At 56.9% G+C, this 18,727-nt stretch carries 16 protein-coding genes; 7 read left to right on the top strand and 9 right to left on the bottom strand.

What is annotated here, in order from left to right; translation table 11 throughout:
• Positions 1–181 precede the first annotated feature (181 nt).
• Complete coding sequence (locus tag HRQ60_RS20945) at positions 182–1,384, top strand: MalY/PatB family protein (protein ID WP_172199832.1); 1,203 nt, start codon at positions 182–184, stop codon at positions 1,382–1,384.
• A 146-nt stretch (positions 1,385–1,530) separates the two neighbouring features.
• On the opposite strand, the gene HRQ60_RS20940 is transcribed toward HRQ60_RS20945, so the two are convergent.
• Together HRQ60_RS20940 and cypC are read right to left on the bottom strand one after the other, a co-directional pair.
• The gene (locus HRQ60_RS20940) at positions 1,531–3,630 is read right to left on the bottom strand and encodes a CAP and S-layer homology domain-containing protein (protein WP_172199830.1); all 2,100 of its coding nucleotides are present in this window, start codon (positions 3,628–3,630) and stop codon (positions 1,531–1,533) included.
• A 150-nt stretch (positions 3,631–3,780) separates the two neighbouring features.
• Positions 3,781–5,064 (bottom strand): CYP152 family fatty-acid peroxygenase CypC, encoded by a 1,284-nt coding sequence (gene cypC, locus HRQ60_RS20935; protein ID WP_172199828.1) that lies wholly within the window; start codon positions 5,062–5,064, stop codon positions 3,781–3,783.
• 206 nt (positions 5,065–5,270) lie between these two features.
• Between cypC and HRQ60_RS20930 the strand changes: the two genes are divergently transcribed.
• A complete protein-coding gene (locus tag HRQ60_RS20930) occupies positions 5,271–6,752 on the top strand; it encodes a methyl-accepting chemotaxis protein (protein ID WP_172199825.1) in 1,482 nt (493 codons plus the stop codon).
• A gap of 135 nt (positions 6,753–6,887) precedes the next feature.
• On the opposite strand, the gene HRQ60_RS20925 is transcribed toward HRQ60_RS20930, so the two are convergent.
• Positions 6,888–7,547: an HAD family hydrolase gene (locus tag HRQ60_RS20925; RefSeq protein ID WP_172199822.1), complete on the bottom strand. Its 660-nt coding sequence runs from the start codon at positions 7,545–7,547 to the stop codon at positions 6,888–6,890.
• A gap of 187 nt (positions 7,548–7,734) precedes the next feature.
• Here HRQ60_RS20925 and HRQ60_RS20920 point away from each other — a divergent pair, with 187 nt between their 5' ends.
• Positions 7,735–8,745 (top strand): FUSC family protein, encoded by a 1,011-nt coding sequence (locus HRQ60_RS20920; protein WP_172199820.1) that lies wholly within the window; start codon positions 7,735–7,737, stop codon positions 8,743–8,745.
• 159 nt (positions 8,746–8,904) lie between these two features.
• Here HRQ60_RS20920 and HRQ60_RS20915 read toward each other — a convergent pair whose 3' ends face one another.
• Positions 8,905–10,596, bottom strand: coding sequence for an alpha/beta hydrolase (locus HRQ60_RS20915; protein ID WP_172199818.1), 1,692 nt, complete (start codon positions 10,594–10,596; stop codon positions 8,905–8,907).
• A gap of 208 nt (positions 10,597–10,804) precedes the next feature.
• Here HRQ60_RS20915 and HRQ60_RS20910 point away from each other — a divergent pair, with 208 nt between their 5' ends.
• Positions 10,805–11,110, top strand: a complete 306-nt coding sequence (locus HRQ60_RS20910; protein WP_172199816.1) for a hypothetical protein — start codon at positions 10,805–10,807, stop codon at positions 11,108–11,110.
• Between the two features lie 122 nt (positions 11,111–11,232).
• Here the strand turns inward: HRQ60_RS20910 and HRQ60_RS20905 are convergent, their stop codons facing one another.
• Positions 11,233–11,460 (bottom strand): hypothetical protein, encoded by a 228-nt coding sequence (locus HRQ60_RS20905; protein WP_172199814.1) that lies wholly within the window; start codon positions 11,458–11,460, stop codon positions 11,233–11,235.
• A 324-nt stretch (positions 11,461–11,784) separates the two neighbouring features.
• Here HRQ60_RS20905 and HRQ60_RS20900 point away from each other — a divergent pair, with 324 nt between their 5' ends.
• The 3 genes from HRQ60_RS20900 (at position 11,785) to HRQ60_RS20890 (ending at position 14,848) form a co-directional block, all read left to right on the top strand.
• Complete coding sequence (locus HRQ60_RS20900) at positions 11,785–13,140, top strand: MFS transporter (RefSeq protein WP_172199812.1); 1,356 nt, start codon at positions 11,785–11,787, stop codon at positions 13,138–13,140.
• A 319-nt stretch (positions 13,141–13,459) separates the two neighbouring features.
• A complete protein-coding gene (locus tag HRQ60_RS20895) occupies positions 13,460–14,290 on the top strand; it encodes an aldo/keto reductase (protein ID WP_172199810.1) in 831 nt (276 codons plus the stop codon).
• 129 nt (positions 14,291–14,419) lie between these two features.
• Positions 14,420–14,848: a GTP pyrophosphokinase gene (locus HRQ60_RS20890; RefSeq protein ID WP_172199808.1), complete on the top strand. Its 429-nt coding sequence runs from the start codon at positions 14,420–14,422 to the stop codon at positions 14,846–14,848.
• A gap of 155 nt (positions 14,849–15,003) precedes the next feature.
• On the opposite strand, the gene HRQ60_RS20885 is transcribed toward HRQ60_RS20890, so the two are convergent.
• The 4 genes from HRQ60_RS20885 to HRQ60_RS20870 form a co-directional block, all read right to left on the bottom strand.
• Positions 15,004–15,735, bottom strand: coding sequence for a DUF998 domain-containing protein (locus HRQ60_RS20885; protein WP_172199806.1), 732 nt, complete (start codon positions 15,733–15,735; stop codon positions 15,004–15,006).
• Positions 15,736–15,832: 97 nt separating this feature from the next.
• Positions 15,833–16,879 (bottom strand): ABC transporter ATP-binding protein, encoded by a 1,047-nt coding sequence (locus HRQ60_RS20880; protein ID WP_172199802.1) that lies wholly within the window; start codon positions 16,877–16,879, stop codon positions 15,833–15,835.
• 51 nt (positions 16,880–16,930) lie between these two features.
• Complete coding sequence (locus tag HRQ60_RS20875) at positions 16,931–17,767, bottom strand: ABC transporter permease (RefSeq protein ID WP_172199799.1); 837 nt, start codon at positions 17,765–17,767, stop codon at positions 16,931–16,933.
• Entirely contained in the window at positions 17,764–18,579 is an 816-nt protein-coding gene (locus tag HRQ60_RS20870) for an ABC transporter permease (RefSeq protein ID WP_172199796.1), read from the bottom strand. The genes HRQ60_RS20875 and HRQ60_RS20870 overlap by 4 nt, the downstream gene beginning before the upstream one ends.
• Positions 18,580–18,727: the final 148 nt, after the last annotated feature.

The following is an 18,727-nucleotide window of genomic DNA, read 5'->3' as shown; positions in this document are numbered from 1 at the left end:
ATTCTGCCGCCGTGAAAATCGGTGGCCGGGTTTACAACCAAGCTCTTGTTTTACCCCGATTTTCGGACCAAACACGAACGACTCTCACCGAGAGCGCACCTGCTTCCGCCATTGCTTTAAACGATGCCGTAACGGATAATATTGAGAGGATTGTTTGCCGACACAAGGAGGAATTATTCATATGACACTAAAAAGCCGCTACGACTTCCATACGCAAATCGACCGATTGGAGAGTGCTTCGGAAAAGTGGGACGGCCGCGAAAAAATTTTCGGTGCGCCGAACGCTCTGCCGCTTTGGGTAGCCGACATGGATTTTGCCGCGCCCCAGGAAGTGCTGGATGCGCTGCATAAACGGGTAGATCACGGCATATTCGGTTATACGTTCCGCACGCCGGCGTATTTCGAATCCGTCGTGAATTGGATGCAAACCCGTCATGGATGGACGATCGAGTCCGAATGGATCACATTCACACCGGGCGTCGTTCCCGCGCTGGCGTTCGCCGTAGAAGCTTTCACCAAGCCGGGCGACAAGATCGTGATTCAGACACCCGTCTATCCGCCGTTCTACAATATCGTGCGCGAAAATGGACGCCAACTGATCACGAATCCGCTGAGCCTGTCGGAAACGGGCGATTATGCGATGGACTTCGACGATCTGGAGAGCAAACTGTCCGACGAAGTAAAAATGTTGATCCTGTGCAGCCCGCATAATCCGGTCGGCCGGATCTGGTCGCGGGAAGACCTGGAGAAGCTGGCGGAGATCTGCCTCAAGCACGATGTGCTGGTGGTGGCCGACGAGATCCATGCCGATCTGATTTTTGAACCGAAATCGCATATCCCGTTCGCTTCGGTATCCGAAGCTGCACGCGACAACTGTATCGTCTGTACCGCGCCGAGCAAGACGTTCAATCTGGCGGGATTGTCGGTGTCGAACATTATAATCCCGAACCCCAAACTTCGGACCGCGTACGAGCGTACGGTCGCCAAAATGCACGGCTTGGGATCGATCAGCACTCTCGGCGCAACCGCGACCGAGGCGGCTTACACGCACGGCGGCGAATGGCTCGACGAGCTGCTGGTCTATGTTCGCGGCAATATGGAATACGTACAGGCCCAGATCCAGGAGCATCTGCCCGAGCTGTCGGTTAAGCTGCCGGAAGCGACCTATCTGCTGTGGATCGACTTCCGCGGACTGAACCTGGACGCCAAAGAATTGATGCAGTTCCTGCTGCACGAAGCGGGCCTTGCCCTCAACGACGGCACGATGTTCGGCATCGAAGCCGCCGGCTTCATGCGCATGAACGTCGCCTGCTCGCGCTCGATCGTGGAACAGGCGATGGAGCAGTTGAAAACGGCAGTCGCGGAGCTTCGGAGCAAGAAGTAAGCTTTGCGCCGGAGTCCATGCAGCCCCGACGCAGATTCGCAGTAAAAAAGCCTTCCCGAATGATCGGGAAGGCTTCTTCTGCATAGAGGCGGTCAGCTTGATCGACGTTCTGCTTGTCGTGTTGGCCAAGCGGAACGATTATCCGGTTATTCGGATTCATACGAATAGTCCGAAGCGTTAAGCGTGCCTTTTTTGACCTGGATAAAATAGGATACCTCTTCTGTTCCGAAGTAAACGTTAAGCTGCCCTTCCGTATAGATCCTCGAGGACGTAACGGAGAAGCGGCCTGTCCCATCGGTTTGAACCGGGATCTTCTCGAGTTCACCGAGGCTCTGTCCTTCTTCGCTGCGCTCGTCTACCTGAATGTCCAGCTGCCGGTTCGCCTGATCGCGGAACTGTCCTTCCATCCGCAGCGTCCCGTCCGCCCGGAATTCGGCAATCAGCGTCTTCTCGCCGAGTTCCGGCTTCGTATACACTTCCGGGAACAGCTCTCCCGGCAGCTTCTCCTCCGGCGTGAGCGATGACGGCGCGCCCGTCAGCTGCTTCATTCCCGACTGCAGCTTCATCAGAATAGCGGCCGCCTGCGCCCGGGTGACGATAAGATCGGAGCCGAAGCTCCAGCTCTGATTGCCCGACGTTCCGCGCATGTAATCCCGGATCAGCACATAGTCCACCGCATCGGAAAAATCGAAGTTCACTCCGTCTGCCGAAGCGATCAATCCGGCTGCACGGTAGCGATTGATCGGCTGGTCGCGGAATTCCTTTTTGCCGGGACGCGTACTAAACAGCAGCAGCCCGCGGTCCTTCGCTACCTGATAAGCGCCCTCTGCCCAGTACCTCTTCTTCTTGGAAGCATAGGCTTCATCGTCCACTCTATAGGTGCGCAGCAGCATAGTAAGGAACTGCGCTTCGGTAACGGGGTCGCCTGGGCGGAAATTCCCGTTTGCGTCCGGCGCGGCAATGCCTCTGCGCAGCGCCCACTCAATCGCTTCCCGGTCGGAGTGCCCGGCAATGTCTTTGACTTTAGCGGGATCGACGGACGGGTAATTTTTGCTTTTGAGCGGCTCGAATACTTTGACCGGCACGGTTGTGCGCACCGATCCCGAGCCTACTGTCACCTTGTAGCTGCCGGGTTTGAGCGCTTCGAGCACGCCGTCTGCGGAGACTCTCAGCCCGGCGGGCGAACTGCTGGAATAGGCAGGGGACGTGTTCGGCGAACCGGACGTTCCATCGGTATACCGCGCCGTAATCTGCAGAGGCAGCTTGGCTCCCGGATTCAGCACCAGCTCGTCGTACTGGGCAGACAGCCTTTTGAGGGTCCGTCCTTTTCCGGTCGTGAACGACCAGATTCTGTTTCGGGGCTGCGATTCGCCTTTCACCGTATAATCGAGCTTTACGGAGTAGAGGCTGTATCCGTCCAGAATCTCCTTCGGATACAGGTATAGCGTGTCGTACTGAAGTTCGCTGTAAAAAGGAACTTCTTGTCCCTTGGAATCCGTGATCGCCGCATGGAACGACTCGATATCCCGACCGGACGAAGCCGAGATGATGCCGCCGGAATATTCAACTCCAAAAAGATCGAGCGGATTCGGGTTCTCGAATCCATAAAAACCGATATCGGCATCGGTCATCTTGTCATAAGGGTATACGTTCACTGCCGGATCGAGCTGCGCGTAGTCCAAAAAACCGGGGTTCATCACCGCCGTGCCTTCCTGCAGCCCGATTCCGACCCACTTGTACCTGCCGTCCAAAATAATCTTGCGATGATAGGCGGTGCTCAGCCAAGCGTCGATCGCTTCCCGTGTTGTCGCTTTGTTGTAAGACATCACTTCGCCGATCCCAAGCGACCTTGTATCCGACCAACCGGCCGTCTGGGCGCGCTCCTTGGGCGAACTCCCCGTGAAGCCCTCTGTTCCCTGCGTCTCGTTATGAGCCGACAAGCCTTCAAAATGATGCCGATTGTAGTAGGCGGCGTGCGACTGCGACGCCTGGGTCAGTCTCGGCTCCAATTCCAACGGGCCTACGCCCACTTTTGCCCGAATCCCGTTCAGGTAAGCCAATCCGTCCAGTTGATCTTGGGTGTAGCTCCCCTGCTGGACTTCGGCGGCCGATACCGGCTGGACCGGATACGCCGGCATGCCGGCTGTTCCTACGATCAGAGCCGCTAATACAGCCGCTGCCCATTTCCGGCCGATCATCCCCCGATGACCGGTCCGTTCTTTCGTGTTGTCCCCATTTGCGTTCATCGTGGCACTCCCTTGTCAGGTCTTTGCCTGTGTTTCTTGCTCACTTTCTTGCAGCTTCAAGAAATTCTCCCTGTCCCCATATTTCTCCTGCTTTGCGCCTAACAAAAAAGCTCCGGGCGCCTTGTCTGCCCGAAGCTTTCTTCCTAATTCTCACACGCCCGATAAAGCGCCCGCTCCGCGTTTGCGCCGCACATTCTTCATCACGAACCGGCTCTCCGGCAGCGCCGGCATCCGTGACAGGCTGAGGCCCAGATCCTGCTCCGGAACTTCATACTCCAGCCGGTTCGCGAGGAATTCCAGACTCACCGCCATGGCGTCGATCGTCAGCCACTCGCCCGCGCAGCGGTGCCCGCCCCGGTGGTCGCCTCCGCCCTGCGGAATCAGATCGAACGGGCTGCCGCCCCAATGTTCGAAGCGTTCCGGCTTGAACGTATCCGGCTCCTCCCACAGCTTGGGATCATGCGTGGTGCCGTAGATGTCGAGCAGCACCATCGTGCCTTCCTCGAACTCGTGGCCCTGCCATGTAAAGTCATGAATGACGGAAGCGCCGAGGAACGGCGTAAACGGATAATACCGCCGCGTTTCCTGCACGAACCACTGCCGGTACTTCCCTTCGTCCGCGGCAAGCTTGGCCCGGTATTCCGGATGTTCGTGCAGCGCAATCGCGCTGAACACGACGTAGCGTCCGATCGCCACGATCGGCCGAACGATGTTAAGCAGCTCGATCGCCGCCATGCGGGCGTCCAGTTCGCGATCCTGCAGATCGCGGTGGAATGCCATCGCATAAGCGGCCGTGTCTTCCGGAGCTTTCACCTCGCCGGCGCGCAGGTCAAGAATGTAGCCTTCGAGCCAGTCTTCGGTCCGTCTGCGCGCCCGGCGTCCGGCCGCATGGCGGGGACCGACCGCTCCGAACGCTTCCACCATATCGCCCATATCGTTGGCCCTCTGCCGTGCCGTCTTTTCTTCGACCGGAACGCCGGCCCAGCGGCAGGCCGCGCGATGCAGCAGTTCCTGCGACTCGCCGAACAGTTCGAGTTCTTCGAGCTGTGCCCATCTGTCGGCTGCCGCTTCCCACTCTTCCGCCAACAGCTCCATGAAGACGTCCAAGCGCTCGCGCGACATCAACGACATGAACAGCATCTTGCGGTGGCGGTGCGCGTCGCCGTCCAGCGTCTGGATCGCGTTTTCGCCGAACAACGATTTCTGAATCCGTTTCGGGATGGCACCGGAACGCTGGAATTTGGAGGTGTCATAGAATAATTCGGCCGCTTCCTTGCCTCCGATACAGATCGCTTTTTGCCCAAGCAGCCGGGTCTGGAAAATATCCGAGTCCATTTCCCGGCGCCGTTTGAAAATAAAGTCGTATCCGTCTTTGAGCAGAGCGAGGCTGTTATCCAGCGTATGCTCCTGCGGGGTAGGTTCATTTTCCGCCATATTCGTCAATTCCTCCTTCGTTTGTCGCCTTTTCACGCTAATCATTACCTCATCCCCCGAAAAAGAAAACGCAAAACATACAAATCCGGCCCAATTGATGTGAACCAAAACGCTGCTGCGGACGATAACATAGTTAGCTGAAATTCCGGCGCCTTCGCCGCTTTTATGATTTTTTACATTCACCGAGAAAGAAGGGAAGAACCGTTATGCCGACCAAATTCGAAAGACACTCCTCCACGCTTATTTTCTACACGCTTGAATCGCTGCTGATCTCCTTGTACCCGATCTTCGTGATTCTCTGGCTGACCGGCCTCGTTTCCCTCACCAGCATGCTTACCGTCCTCGGGATCAACGTCCTGCTGATGATCGGCTACTATGCTCTCTACAAAGGTACGGCAGGACGGGAATGGGGAAAATACGCGCTGGTCATCGGCTGTTTCGTTGTAGGCAATGTCTTGTTCCTGTTTATTCCGAGCGGGGTCATCTGGGCAGCCCTGTTTATCTATGTGACCTTGTCGCTCGTCTATCTCTCCAAACCGGTTATCGTGCTGGCCACGATTGTCGGAGTACTCTCTCTGACATTCCAGCTGTTCGTTAACGCTTATGTCCCGACTTACGGCGCGCTCGATTATGCGGTCATGTATATCGTCATGTTCATGGTCGGCGCCTGCAGCTACGCGGTGTGCGTACTCGGCCGCAATATGCTGGAAGAATCGGCCCAGCAGCAGCGGATGATCGAAGATCTGCTCGGCGAAGTGGATCGTTCCTCGAACGAATTGAAAAGCTTTGGCGAGTCGGTGGCATCGGGAGCGGGCGAGACGAGCCGGATCGCCGAAGAAGCCGCGGGCAGCTTCGCCGAAATCTCCAAAGGCATCGAAATCCAGGCCGAGAATATCCAGGAGATCAATGAAGCGATGATCCAGTCGGGCGACAATATCGCGCGAATCCGCCGGGAAACGGACGAAATGAATGAATTGTCGCTCAGTACGACCCGACTGACCGAAGAAGGCAGCCTCAAAGCCCACGAACTTCGGGGCGATATGTCGCGTGTACGCGGCAGCATGAGCGAGACGGCGTCGCAGGTCGGTCTGCTGAACCGCTACGCCGAAGAAGCCCAGGCGATCCTGACCGCTATCACGGAAATCGCCAACCAGACCAATCTTTTGTCGCTGAATGCGAGTATCGAAGCGGCGCGCGCAGGCGAGCAGGGACGGGGTTTCGCGGTAGTGGCCGGCGAAATCCGCAGTCTGTCGGGCAACGTGCAGACCTCGGCTGCCGATATTGCCGGACTGCTGCAGCAGATCCGCAGCCAGACGGGCATCGTAGCCGATTCTGTCCGACTGAACGAATCGACGATCGAAGAACTGGAAAGCCGGACGTACGAGACAGGCGAGCTGTTCGAACGGATCACGCAGGACGCGGCGAATGTGCTGTCCAAATCGGCCGAAATCAGCGGCAATATCGACAGTCTGCAAGAATTCAACGGAGGTATTGCCGGCCAGGTCTCCGACTTCTCGGCGATCAGCGAGCAGACATCCGCCTCGGTGGAACTTGCCGCAAGCGGCGTGTATCGCCAGCGCGATTCCGTCCGGCAGATCTCCGACAGCGTGACGCAGCTCGACAGCATGATCGAAGCGCTGCGCGACCTGACCCGTCTGGGCGGCGGAGAAGAATCCAAGGTTGTTTAATCCTGAAATCTCCTTAAAAAAGCGGCAAGGACGCCTCAGCGTTCCTGCCGCTTTTTGTTGTACCTTTTTGCCGCCTGCGGGGCTTTGCCTACCCCGCGGCGGAATGTTACTCCACTGCCACTCTCACTGCTGCGCTTACTTTTCTTCGACTTTCGCCAGATCCGCCAGCCGGATATCCCGAATATCGTTGACGATCAAGTCGGCGCGCGACAGGTCCTGGTTGCCGGAATTCGGATTCACGAATCCGATACAGTGCATACCGGCCGCTTTGGCGGCGGCGATGCCGTGCCGGGCATCTTCCAGCACGACGCAGCGCGACGGATCGGCGCCGAGCAGTTCGGCCGCGTGCAGATAGACGTCCGGCGACGGCTTGCCCCGGGGCACTTCTTCGCTGCTGACGACAAAATCGAACTCGCCCTGCAGTCCGAACTTCTCCAGCACCGCTTCAATGAACACACGGGGAGAAGAAGACGCGATCGCACGCGGGATGCCGCCGCTCTGAAGTTCGGCGATCAGTTCCCGAATCCCTTCGATCGGCTGCATCTGCGCGGCTTTCAGCACATCGATCTTGATCCCCAGCTGGTATTCGATAATTTCTTCCACCGTCTGGCTCATCCCGTATTCGCCGCGCAGGATAGACCAGAATTCGGGATTGGTCATCCCGACGTATCCTTCCAGCTGCTCCTGCGTAATCGAATACCCGTAATACTCCAGTACCTGCCGGTCTACGTCAAAATGCAGCGGTTCGCTGTCGATAATGACGCCGTCCATGTCGAAAATAAACGCTTCGATCATCCTTCTTCGCCTCCTCGTCTCATCTCTTCCTTTCCACCTTAACCGGGGATTCCCCTTTTCGCAAATTCTTCATCGTTTCGACAATTGCCCTGGGTCCATATAGTACGTATAATATTTCACATGGGTAAGCATTTTGAAAATGGGTTATTTAAATTTGAAATCCGATCGGGAAGGACTTGAAACCCTTATGAGATTTTCTATCGGGATGCGGAATATCAAAACGGCCGTTGCCGTGCTTCTCTGCGTACTGATTTCTTTTGCCCTCAAACTCGAATATCCTTTCTATGCGGCGATCGCCACCGTCATTGCCATGGAAAGTTCGATCACAAGCTCCTATACGGCAGGCAAAAACCGTACGATGGGCACGCTGGTCGGTGCCGCTTTCGGGGGCTTGTTCGCTTTTATCGAGCCGCATAACGCCTATCTGTCAGCCCTTGGCATCATCTGCGTCATCGCCGTCTGCAACCTGCTGAAATGGAACAAATCCGTCTCGATTGCCTGCATCGTGTTCCTGGCGATCATGCTGAATCTGCGCGTCGGAGAACCGGCTTTCGCCTACGCGCTGCACCGGGTGCTCGATACGCTGCTCGGGATCGGCGTCGCGGTTCTGGTCAACTATTTCCTGATTCCGCCCAAACACGACCGCAATCTGGAAAGATCCCGCCTGGCGGTGCGCCGGCATCTGAGTACCCTTGCGCATCAGCTGCTGCGGCAGGGCGGAGGCGTGCATATCAGTCCGCTCAAAAAAGACCTGGCCGAGCTGCAAAAATTTTGCGACACCTACAAAGAAGAATTCGATCTGGTCCAAAACAAAAATCACAATCTGGTCTCGCGTATCGAACAGGAACTGGACGTTTATCGCAATACGTATTCCCATATGCGTATGATCCGGCTGCTGACCGATGACGATCCGGAAGGCGTGGCGAGTCTTGGAACAAGCCTGCTGCAGACCTCGAACCAGAAAGCCGACAGCGCTTTGTCCGCAGAGTCGCAGGCGGTTATCTACCGCTACCACGTCGCGTGTATTCTCGGCGAGCTTCAGACTCTGGGACTGGTCGTGCCGACGGATATCGCCTATCCGTTCGAAGCGCCCTCCGCTGCGGAAGCTCCGGCAGCCGCAGCCGCCGAATCGCCAAGCGGGCTTCCGGGCGACAATACGCAGCCCGAACGGCCTTATTCGGCAGCGGGCCGCTCCTGACACCGGCACGTTCGCTGCTTCATGCTGGGCGGCCTGTCCTTACCTTTCAACTGCAAAAAGCGTTCCGGGAATCGATCCCCGGAACGCTTTTTTTGTTCATGCTGATGTGCGTTTGATACTTTATTTTATGCGCCGGATCCTCTACCGACCTGTTCCAGCTTACCGGTACTGCCGCATAAACCGCTCCATCAGATACGTAAACGGTTCGTTATAATAGCTCGGGAAATACATGTCGCTGCCGTGGGTACCAAACGGCATCTCGACCAGGGCGACCTTGTCGCTGCCCACTTCCCGGTAAGCCTGGGCGAAATCGCGGGCTACCTGCACGCCGACGATCCCGTCGTTTACACCCTGGTAGATCAGCGCTGGAGGACTCTTCGCTGTCACGAGCAGAGACGGATCGGACAAGCCGTCCGCTCCTCCAATGCCCAAATCTTTCGCCAGTCCGTTCGCCGGATAATACGGAATGATGCCTTTGACCGTCATGCCGGGATCGAACAGAGCTTTGAATTCCGGATTGGCCGGAGCGAGGCCTGCCGCAGCCGCGAGCTGTCCGCCGGCCGAACCTCCGGAGAAGAACACGGACTTGGTATTGGCTCCGTATTCGTCCGCATGCTCCACCATATAAGTCGTGAACAGACCGATATGCCGCACCATGTCGCCGATATCGAAATCGCCGACCACCTGTTCGGGCACGACCGCCGATTCCACGAATTTCTTCGTATTGCTCAGACCGTACTGCACGTCGAAGACGACATAACCGCGCGAGGCGAAGTATTTATTCATCTGCGCGTAGTTGCCGGCCCCTTTATCTCCGATCGTCCAACCGCCGCCGTGGATACGGATCAGCACGGAGTTTTGCCCCGGCAGATTCTTCGCATCGGCCGGCGGCATATACACGTCAAAAGCCAGCTTTCTTCCGGCGTCTTTGCCTTCGGTTCCTTCATAATAGACAATGTCCGTCTTCACCCGGTAATCACCTGTTCGGGCGCCATAGAAATAATCCGGCAGCAAAAACGCACTGCGCATCATTCCGTCGTCTTCCATCTTCGTCGGATCTTCGCCGAAAGCCTGGGTGTAGGCTTCCTGTCCTTCGTTGACGATTTTGGGCGCGGAAGCGAGCGGAAGCGCACAGACGAGCAGAATCAGCAGTCCTGTCAGACGCACCACGCCCCGAAAAGTCGAACGCCAGAATCCTTTTTTGCTTCCGTACATCTTGACCAGCAGCGCCGCCGCTCCCAGGAACATCAATCCGAAGAACAGGGCATACTCCGGCAGAATGACTTCCAGCAGGCCCGGGTCGACGCCGCCCAACAAAATGGCGCACAAATACAGGCCAAGCCCCAGATTAAGCAGGAACCAAACGGTCAGCAGGCCTTTGAGAATACGGCGCAGACGTCCGCCTCCTCCGCCGGTTCCGTAAGGCGAATAGCCGCGCGTACGACCGTCTTCCTTTTCCAGAGTTCCGCTTTGCAGACGCAGGAAAGCGATGACGGCTCCGTAAGCGAACAGCGCCAGCACAATAATGAACGATACGATGCTGCGCGAATCCGGATCGCCAAGCGACGACGAAGATATCGTGTTCCATACCGGCACAGCCGCAAGTCCAAGCACGTGCAGCGCCAGATAGCCGTATTCCCAACCTCTATGTACGCCCCGACCCATTGCAATATGCAGATTCCCTAGCAGGGTCAGCAGCAGCAGAACTCCGTACAGATTCCATCCGCTTCCGGGAGCGTCGACAAACCCATAGACCCCTCCAAGCAGCAGCGATGCCACATTGCAGGCCAGCAGCAGAGCCGTGCCGGCCGTTCGAAGCCGGAACCGGCTCCGGCCTCTTCCGTATCCCATTTTGAATCCTCTCCTCTTGTATATTCTCTTTCGTATCCTATTATTCTTAAGAGAATTTGTCGAATCCATTCGAAGAGTATTAGGAAATCGTTCTGTGTTTCTGTTCATTTCTCCCACTCAAACACCGATAAGATTAAAAACGGATTGCATATTCAACAAAACCTAGTATAATACTCGGTAATAGAAATCAAAGGAGCTGACTTTCTCAATGTCGATAGACGATTATCTGGATCTGTACAATTACGCCGGTTCGCTTGGTGATAAGCAGTGGCAGGCGTCCCTGGCCGCTTCCCTGAGCGAAAAGCTCGCCGTCCCTCCCGCGTCCGAGGAAGAACTCGCTTTGGCTGCGCTGTGGGAACGTTTTGATCGGATCAACGAAGAACTGAAGACTCTGTTTGTCGGCATGCGCGCCTGCTCCGTTCAAGCGGATCGGCTGCAGGAGCAGGTCTGGGCTCTCAAAACCGAACGCATCATCATCTCGCAGCGTATCCGTTCCCGTCATGTGCGGGTGTAGCCGCTGTCGATGTCCACGTCGTTCCAGCGGGAAAAGGCGGGCAGTTGAAGGCATGTACGAACATGCCTTCAACTGCCCGCCTTTTCTGTGATCCGTTCTTCCCTAAGCCGGCTTCGGAAATCTTACTTGGACATTTCCATTTCTTTGCGCATCATGGACATGCACGAAGTCATCATCTCGTCGCACTCCTGCATTTTTCTCATCATCATGTCCATATCCATACCCATGTCTTTCATGTTCATGCCTTCCATGCCGGACATTTTCTCCATACACATCTTCATCGTGTTCATCTTGCTCGTCATTTCGTCCATGCACATCATCATCATCATTTCCATCGCCATCTTTTCCATCGTTTCGTCCTCCTCGGTGTATGTTTCATTTAATCGTTCGTACCCAATCTGTAGTTACATACCCTGCCTACTTGCACGGCAAACCGAATTTCAAGGACATCAAAGACTTTCATCGCTTTTCGAAAAAATCCTATAAATGGTAATACCTCAAGTTATCGGATAGGGATTCGATCTTATGGACTGCCGCTTTGCGCGCTTCGTAAACCCAGGATCAAAATTATTTTCCGATCGTAAATCTTGCCTGCTTCCCCTCTTGCCGGAGCTTCGATAATGGTATGATCCGTCTAAGAAGACTTCCGACTCTGTATCGAAAAGGGGATTGCCATGTCTCAGCTCGCCGCTTCCAAACCGCCCCGCCGCACCCGCAAACGCGGAGCCGGCACGGGGCTGTTCCTGTCGCTTCCGGTTTTGTCCTGGGCGCTGTACGATTTTGCGAACACGATTTTCTCCTCCAATATCGTCACGATCTTTTTCCCGCTGTATTTGCAGCAGGTGCTCGGTGGAGACGCACGCATGGATCAGATCGCAAGCACGTTTATCAGCTACGCCAACGCCGCGGCAGGCCTGCTGCTCGTCATCTTCACTCCGCTGCTCGGCGTCTGGATGGACCGGACCGGCCGCAAAAAGGCGTTTCTCGTTCCGTTTGCGCTCGCCGCGATTGCCTGCACGTTCTTGATGGGCTTTGCCGCGTATACGGACAGTCCGTCGTCGCTGCTCGGCCTGCCGCTGTCGATCGTGATCGTCCTGATCTTTTTTACGGCCGCCAAATTCTTCTACAATTCCAGTCAGCTGTTCTACGATAATATGCTGCCCGATATCGCGACCGGTTCGCAGGTGCCGCTGATCTCCGGATTCGGCGTCGCGGTCGGTTATATCGGCACGCTGATGGGCCTCGTCGTCTATCTGATCGTGGGCAGCGGGGATTACCCGCTCGCGTTCGTCCTCACCGCCGCGCTGTTCCTGCTCTTCTCGCTGCCGATCATGCTTCTCTACAAAGAAAAAGCTCCGGTGCCCGCTCCTTCGGCGGCAGGAACGAAGAAGTCCTTTTTCAGCGGCTACCGGGACATTTACGAGACGTTCAAGGAAGCCAAGCAGCACCGGGCCGTCTTCACGTTCATGATCGCCTACTTCTTTTTCAACGACGCTGTCGCGACCGCGATCGCCATGATGAGCATCTACGCTACGGCCGTCATGGGCTTCAGTGCCGGGCAGTTCATCCTGCTGTACCTGGTGGCGACGGTCTGGGCGATCATCGGCTCGTATACGTTCGGCTTGATCACCCGGCGGATCGGCGGCAAAAAGTCGTCCGGACTCGTAGCGCTCGTCTTGATTCTTGCGCTGATTCTGGCCGCCGCCGCGTTCTCCGATGCCGTCTTCTGGGCTGCGGCCTGCCTGTACGGCGTTGCGATGGGCTCGCTCTGGGTCACGTCGCGCACGATGATCGTCGAACTGTCTCCCCAAGACAAAAGAGGCCAGTTCTTCGGACTGTTCGCTTTCTCCGGCAAACTGTCTTCCGTACTGGGGCCGCTCGTCTACGGTTCCGTGACCTGGGCCCTCTCCGGTTACGGTACGCTGGCGAGCCGGGCCGCGCTGCTGTCACTCGTCGTCATGGCCGTCATCGGATTGATCGTGCTGCTGCGGGTGCCGTACACGAAACCTTCGGAAGAAGCGGAAGCGTAACGGTTCGGCGGACGAAAAACCGGATTGCCCTCACTTGAAGCTTCGTCTGCCGAACCTGCTTCTGCGTCAATCGTTTCCCGTATTCGAAAAAGCCGAAATCCGCTCCGATCCGCTGCGGATTTCGGCTTTTTCGCGTCTCTTTTGCCCGAATCCGATTGAATATGTACCCGAAGGGTATTTTATACGTGGACGAACCGATGTCGGCACCTGCGTGCGGCACGGATTTTGTTAAAAGAATAAAGTTTGTTATAATAAGTAACTGTATAGCGGTTCCGCTGTCTGCGGAATACGCCGAATAGACGACGAGGAGGAATTTGAAATGACGACGAGTTTGACTGCAAAAGTAAAACTGAACAACGGCGTGGAAATGCCTTGGTTCGGTCTGGGTGTATGGCAGGTCCAAGACGGCGAGGAAGCTAAGGATTCCGTCAAAGCGGCCATCAAAGCCGGTTATATCGGCATTGATACCGCGGCGGCTTACAAGAACGAGAAAAGCGTAGGCGAAGCGATCCGGGAGTCCGGCGCCAACCGCGACGATCTGTTTATCACGTCCAAAGTGTGGAACGGCGACCAAGGCTACGACGAGACGCTGGCCGCTTTTGACGCCACGATGGAGAAGCTGGGACTCGATGTTCTCGATCTCTATCTGATCCACTGGCCGGTACAAGGCAAATACAAAGACACTTGGCGCGCGATGGAAAAGCTGTACAAAGACGGACGGATCCGTTCGATCGGCGTCAGCAACTTCCAGCCGCATCATCTGGACGATCTGCTCGCGGACGCGGAAGTCGTGCCTGCGGTCAATCAGGTGGAATTCCATCCGCTGCTGACCCAGAACGAACTGCTGAACTACTGCGCGCAAAAAGGCATTCAGGTCGAAGCCTGGTCCCCGCTCGCACGCGGTCTGCTGTTCGACAACGAAGTCGTGACCGGCCTCGGCGACAAATACGGCAAATCCCCGGCGCAGATCCTGCTCCGCTGGGTACTCGACAAAGGCGTGGTCGTACTGACCCGCTCCGTCAAAGAAAGCCGCATCATCGAGAACGCGGATCTGTTCGACTTCACGCTGACGCCGGAAGATGTGACCGCGCTTGAAGCACTGAACAAGAACCAGCGTACCGGCCCGGATCCGGACAACTTCGACTTCTGATTCGGATCCCGTGAACGGACCTCAATTCTCAAGCGAAATGCAAAAGCCGTCTTCCATCGGGAGACGGCTTTTTGTAAACGGGGTTGTTTCCCTGAAACTCGATTCATTAAAAATACGGGAGGGATATCCATGTCCACATTAACCAAAGCGATCGCGATCGCCGCCCGATGCCACGAAGGACAAACCGACAAAGGCGGCCGGCCTTACGTGTTCCATCCGCTGCGGCTGATGCTCAAAGCGCTCACCGAAGAAGAACAGATCGTCGCTGTGCTGCACGATACAATCGAGGACAGCGACCTGACGCTTGCCGACCTGCGCAGCGAAGGCTTCTCCGACGAGATCGTCGAAGCGGTCGACCGCCTGTCGCGGCGGGAAGAAGAGAACTATCACGAATTCATTCTTCGGATCAAAGAAAACCGTCTGGCTTCAAGGGTCAAGATCCTCGATCTGCAGGACAATATGGATCTGACCCGGATCAAGAAGCCTTCGGAAAAAGATCAAAAGCGGCTGGAAAAATACAGCAAAGCGCTGGATACCCTGCTGTCGCACGATTTGTGAGAGGCCGAACAGAAAATGGACCGAAGGCCCGGATTCGCCTGCGGCAGAACGAACCCATCGACCTGCCCGGCATCACGGGCAGATCCGCATCGCAGACAATAAAAAGCCCCAAGAACTTCAGCGCAGTCGCGAAGTTCTTGGGGCTTTGACCCTGTTCAGGCCGACTTGGACCGCGACGACGCGAACCAAACAGCCAACAAGCAGCAGCCGAAGAGTAAATCCCAGGCCGTCATCGTATACACGGAGAGGCGTTCGAATACGGCGGGATAGCCAAGCACTCGGGTGACCATGATCGCGAGCGCCGCAATCCCGAAACTGCCCAATCCGATGCCGATCCCGCTTAAGCGAGGGACGAAGCGGACCAGACGGTCCGACAATCGCAGGACAGCCCCGTCTTCCCGGGCACCGACGCGGCGCCCGATCGACAAGCCGGCCCCGATCAACGCCAGGTTGCCGCCCAGAATCGCCATGCCGGCCCCAACGACGTGCGGGCTTACGCCCGAATAAGATTCGCCCGGAAAATAACCGACCATCCCGTTGCCGATGCCGTGGACGAGGGCTGCCGCGCAGGCGAATCTTTTCATTTTGCCGTCGAGCAGCGGCAGCACCAGCAAACAGCCCAGTGCGAACAGCAAGCCGTGGGCCTGAAATCCGAAGTTCATGACGGCCGCCAGCGGCGAAAGCACCTCGCGGCCGTCAATGGTGAGCGACCTTGCCACGCCCAGGTCGCTGATATAGTTGTACGCATAGAAGTAAGGCGGATTCTGCCAAGCGGCGGCCGAGACCGCTTCCGTCACGACATAGACGAGCGCGGCCAGAATGAACGCAGCGCCGCCTGCCGCAATCCGGCCCAAATGCCGATGATCCCTTGGTTTCCCCTGCTGCATAATGGGTTTGATTCCTCCGCTTCGGTCGAATCGATCCTAGGAGGCGGGGCGGCCTCCGAAACATTCAACGCCGCTGCCCGCCTGCTCTCTTCGCTTATTACCCGTATATTCGCCGAATGACCTCCTCGAATTCCGGCTCCCTCATCTCTACATCGTCGATCTCTCCCCAGCTTCCCAGCTCTCGCAGCACATCCATGGTCCGCGTCTCCTGCCGGTTCACCTCGACCGTCAGCGTGTGCTCGCCGCGCGCTACGATGCGCAGCGGCAGCAGCGTCCCGCCGACGGTCCCGAGAGCCGCGGATTGCGCCGCTCCCTGCCGCTCTCCGGGAACGGTGCAGCCGTCCCGATACGTCACTTTGATCTCTGTGGGCAGTCCAATCTCCCGCCGCAGGCCTTCCACCGTTCCGTCATAGGTCAGGCGTCCTCCCCCGATCACCATCACCCGGCGGCACAGCTGCTCGATATCGTCCATATCGTGCGTGGTGAGCAGGATCGTTTTGCCGAATTCTTCATTCAGCGTTTTCAAAAATCCCCGGATATTCCGCTTGGCATTCACATCCAGCCCGATCGTCGGTTCGTCCAGAAACAACAGCTCCGGATCATGCAGCATCGCCGCCGCGATATCTGCCCGCATTCGCTGCCCGAGCGACAGCTTGCGCACCGGCGTATCCCAGAACTCGTTCAAATCCAGCAGCTTCGCAAACTGATCCAGCCGCCTGTCCTTATCCGCGTCGCTCACTCCGTACATCCGGGCGAGAATATCATACGAATCCTTGACCGGCAGATCCCACCACAACTGGCTTCGCTGACCGAATACGACGCCGATTCCCGATGCGCAGCGCGCCCGTTCGGCATGGGGATCGATACCCGCCAGTTTGACTTGTCCCGCAGACGGATGCAGAATACCGGCCAGCATCTTGATGGTCGTCGACTTGCCGGCCCCGTTGGGGCCGATATAACCGACGAATTCTCCTTTTTCCACCGTAAAGCCGATATCTTTCACCGCTTCTTTGATCCGGTACTCCCTGGCAAAAAGCGAGCGTACGCCGGCGAAGCGCCCCTGCGCCACGACCGGCGTTTTGAACTGTTTGCACAATCCGAAAGCTTCGATCGCCGCATCCGAATGACTGGCTGAATTTTGCATACTCCGTCCCGCTCCTTTTACGAATCGTTTCGATGACCACACCGCTTCTTTTCAGCTTCCCGTACTCTGATACCTGCTGATCCCGAACGTCCAGAATCTCAGGGCAAACAGCAGCACCAGACAAGCGGCAGCGGCCAGCAGCGGAAATACCCAGATTCCGAGCTCGCCCCGCAGAATGTACAGCGCCGGCAGATAATTGACGAGCCCGACCGGAATCGCCGTCAGCAGCAGGCCGCCCATCCAGTCCGGATACAGCGTGAGCGGATAACGGGCCGCCGTCTGCGCCGCGTCTTCGGTCATATTTTGCAGCATCGAGATCCGCGTCGTCCAGAACCCGCATGTCGCCGTGGCCAGGCCGATCGCGAACAGCACCACCGCTCCGGTCAACACGGCAAAAACCGTCTGCGGAATCGCCCACCACGTCACCTGGCCGCTGCCCAGCATCGCGCCCAGCGCCCAGATCATAATCGCTCCGCCCTGGATCACTTCCCCGAACATCACCCGGAAACTGCGGGGCATCAGCGTCAGCAGCACGGGCAGGGGCTTGGTCAGCAGCTGATCCAGCTCGCCTTCGACCAGATAGCGCTCCAGATGATGCACCTCGTCCCCGAAAGTGCGATAAATCGTTTTGGAAAAAGTCATCACGGCAAACAAATACCCGACTTCGTGTACGCTCCAGCCCTGGACCGAACCGAACTTCGCCAGCACGATTGCCACCATGAGGAATTCGGACAGCTGGATCAGCGCCGCCAGGATCGTTCCCAACGCAAAATTGAACCGGTACTGCATCCGGCTGCGGATACTGGTGCGGATCAGCAGGAGGTACAGCTTTATGTAACTTCGGACCGCCCGTAGTCGACTTGTCCGATCATTCGCAATCTCCGTCATCCTCCCTGCACCTCCACCTTATGCCGAAGCAGACGCGTAGCGAGCAGACACAGCAAAGTCAGCACCGCGCACCAGGCCAGCGTGCCGAGCAGCAGGACGGGTTCCCCTTTGCCCAGGTACAGCTGTGTCGGAGCATAGAGCATAAACGGATACGGAGACGCCCACGCGATATGCTGCAGCCAGAGCGGCAGCCATTGCAGCGGGATAAAAAAACCGGCCAGCAGATTCATCATCGCCTGATTGCCCCAGTAGAGCCAGGAGGATTCCGTCGTCCACAGGGAGCTGATCCCGATCAGATAATTCAGACAAAGCGACACATACGCCGCTCCCGCCAGCGCAAGCAGCGCGACCGGCAGCGTCCTCCCGTTCTCCGCCGGAGTCAGGCCAAGCGCCAGCAGCATGATGAGGTAGACAGGGATCGATTTGTACAGAAACTGATACGCGATCTGCCCCGCTTCCTTGGCGGCGAGATGCGCGAACAGATGGACCGGACGCATCAGGTCGAGCGCGATCTGCCCCGTGCGCACCGACTGCGGAATGCCGAGGCCGTTCGTCGTGAAGCTCGAGACCCACAGCGAAGCCTGGGTAAACGTAATGTAGTGCATCATGCCAAGCATGCCGTATTCGCCGAGCGAATGGTCGCGGCCGAGCCCGATCCAGATGCAGGCGTACAGATAGCCGAAGATGCTGCTCGCGAAATTATGCAGCAGATGCGAGCCTCTGTACTGGATGTTGCGGGCGTAGGCTTTGGCGGCCAGCACCCGGTAAAGCCGGATATTGCCTGTAAACGAACTTGCCCTGAAAGAAATCATCTTACACCTCCGATAAGCTTTGGGTTGACGGTGAACGTCCACTTCAGACAAGGTGAAAAAAAGAGAAGGTCACTAGGGCGTGTTTTAAAACCCGATTCCGCCCAACTATTTCAATAAAATCATCGTCGAAGCCAAATAAACGAAGCTC

Source organism: Saccharibacillus qingshengii (assembly GCF_013185195.1).
GTDB classification, from domain to species: domain Bacteria; phylum Bacillota; class Bacilli; order Paenibacillales; family Paenibacillaceae; genus Saccharibacillus; species Saccharibacillus qingshengii.
Note: the sequence above shows the minus strand (reverse complement) of the source record. Positions and strands in the feature narration are given on the sequence as shown.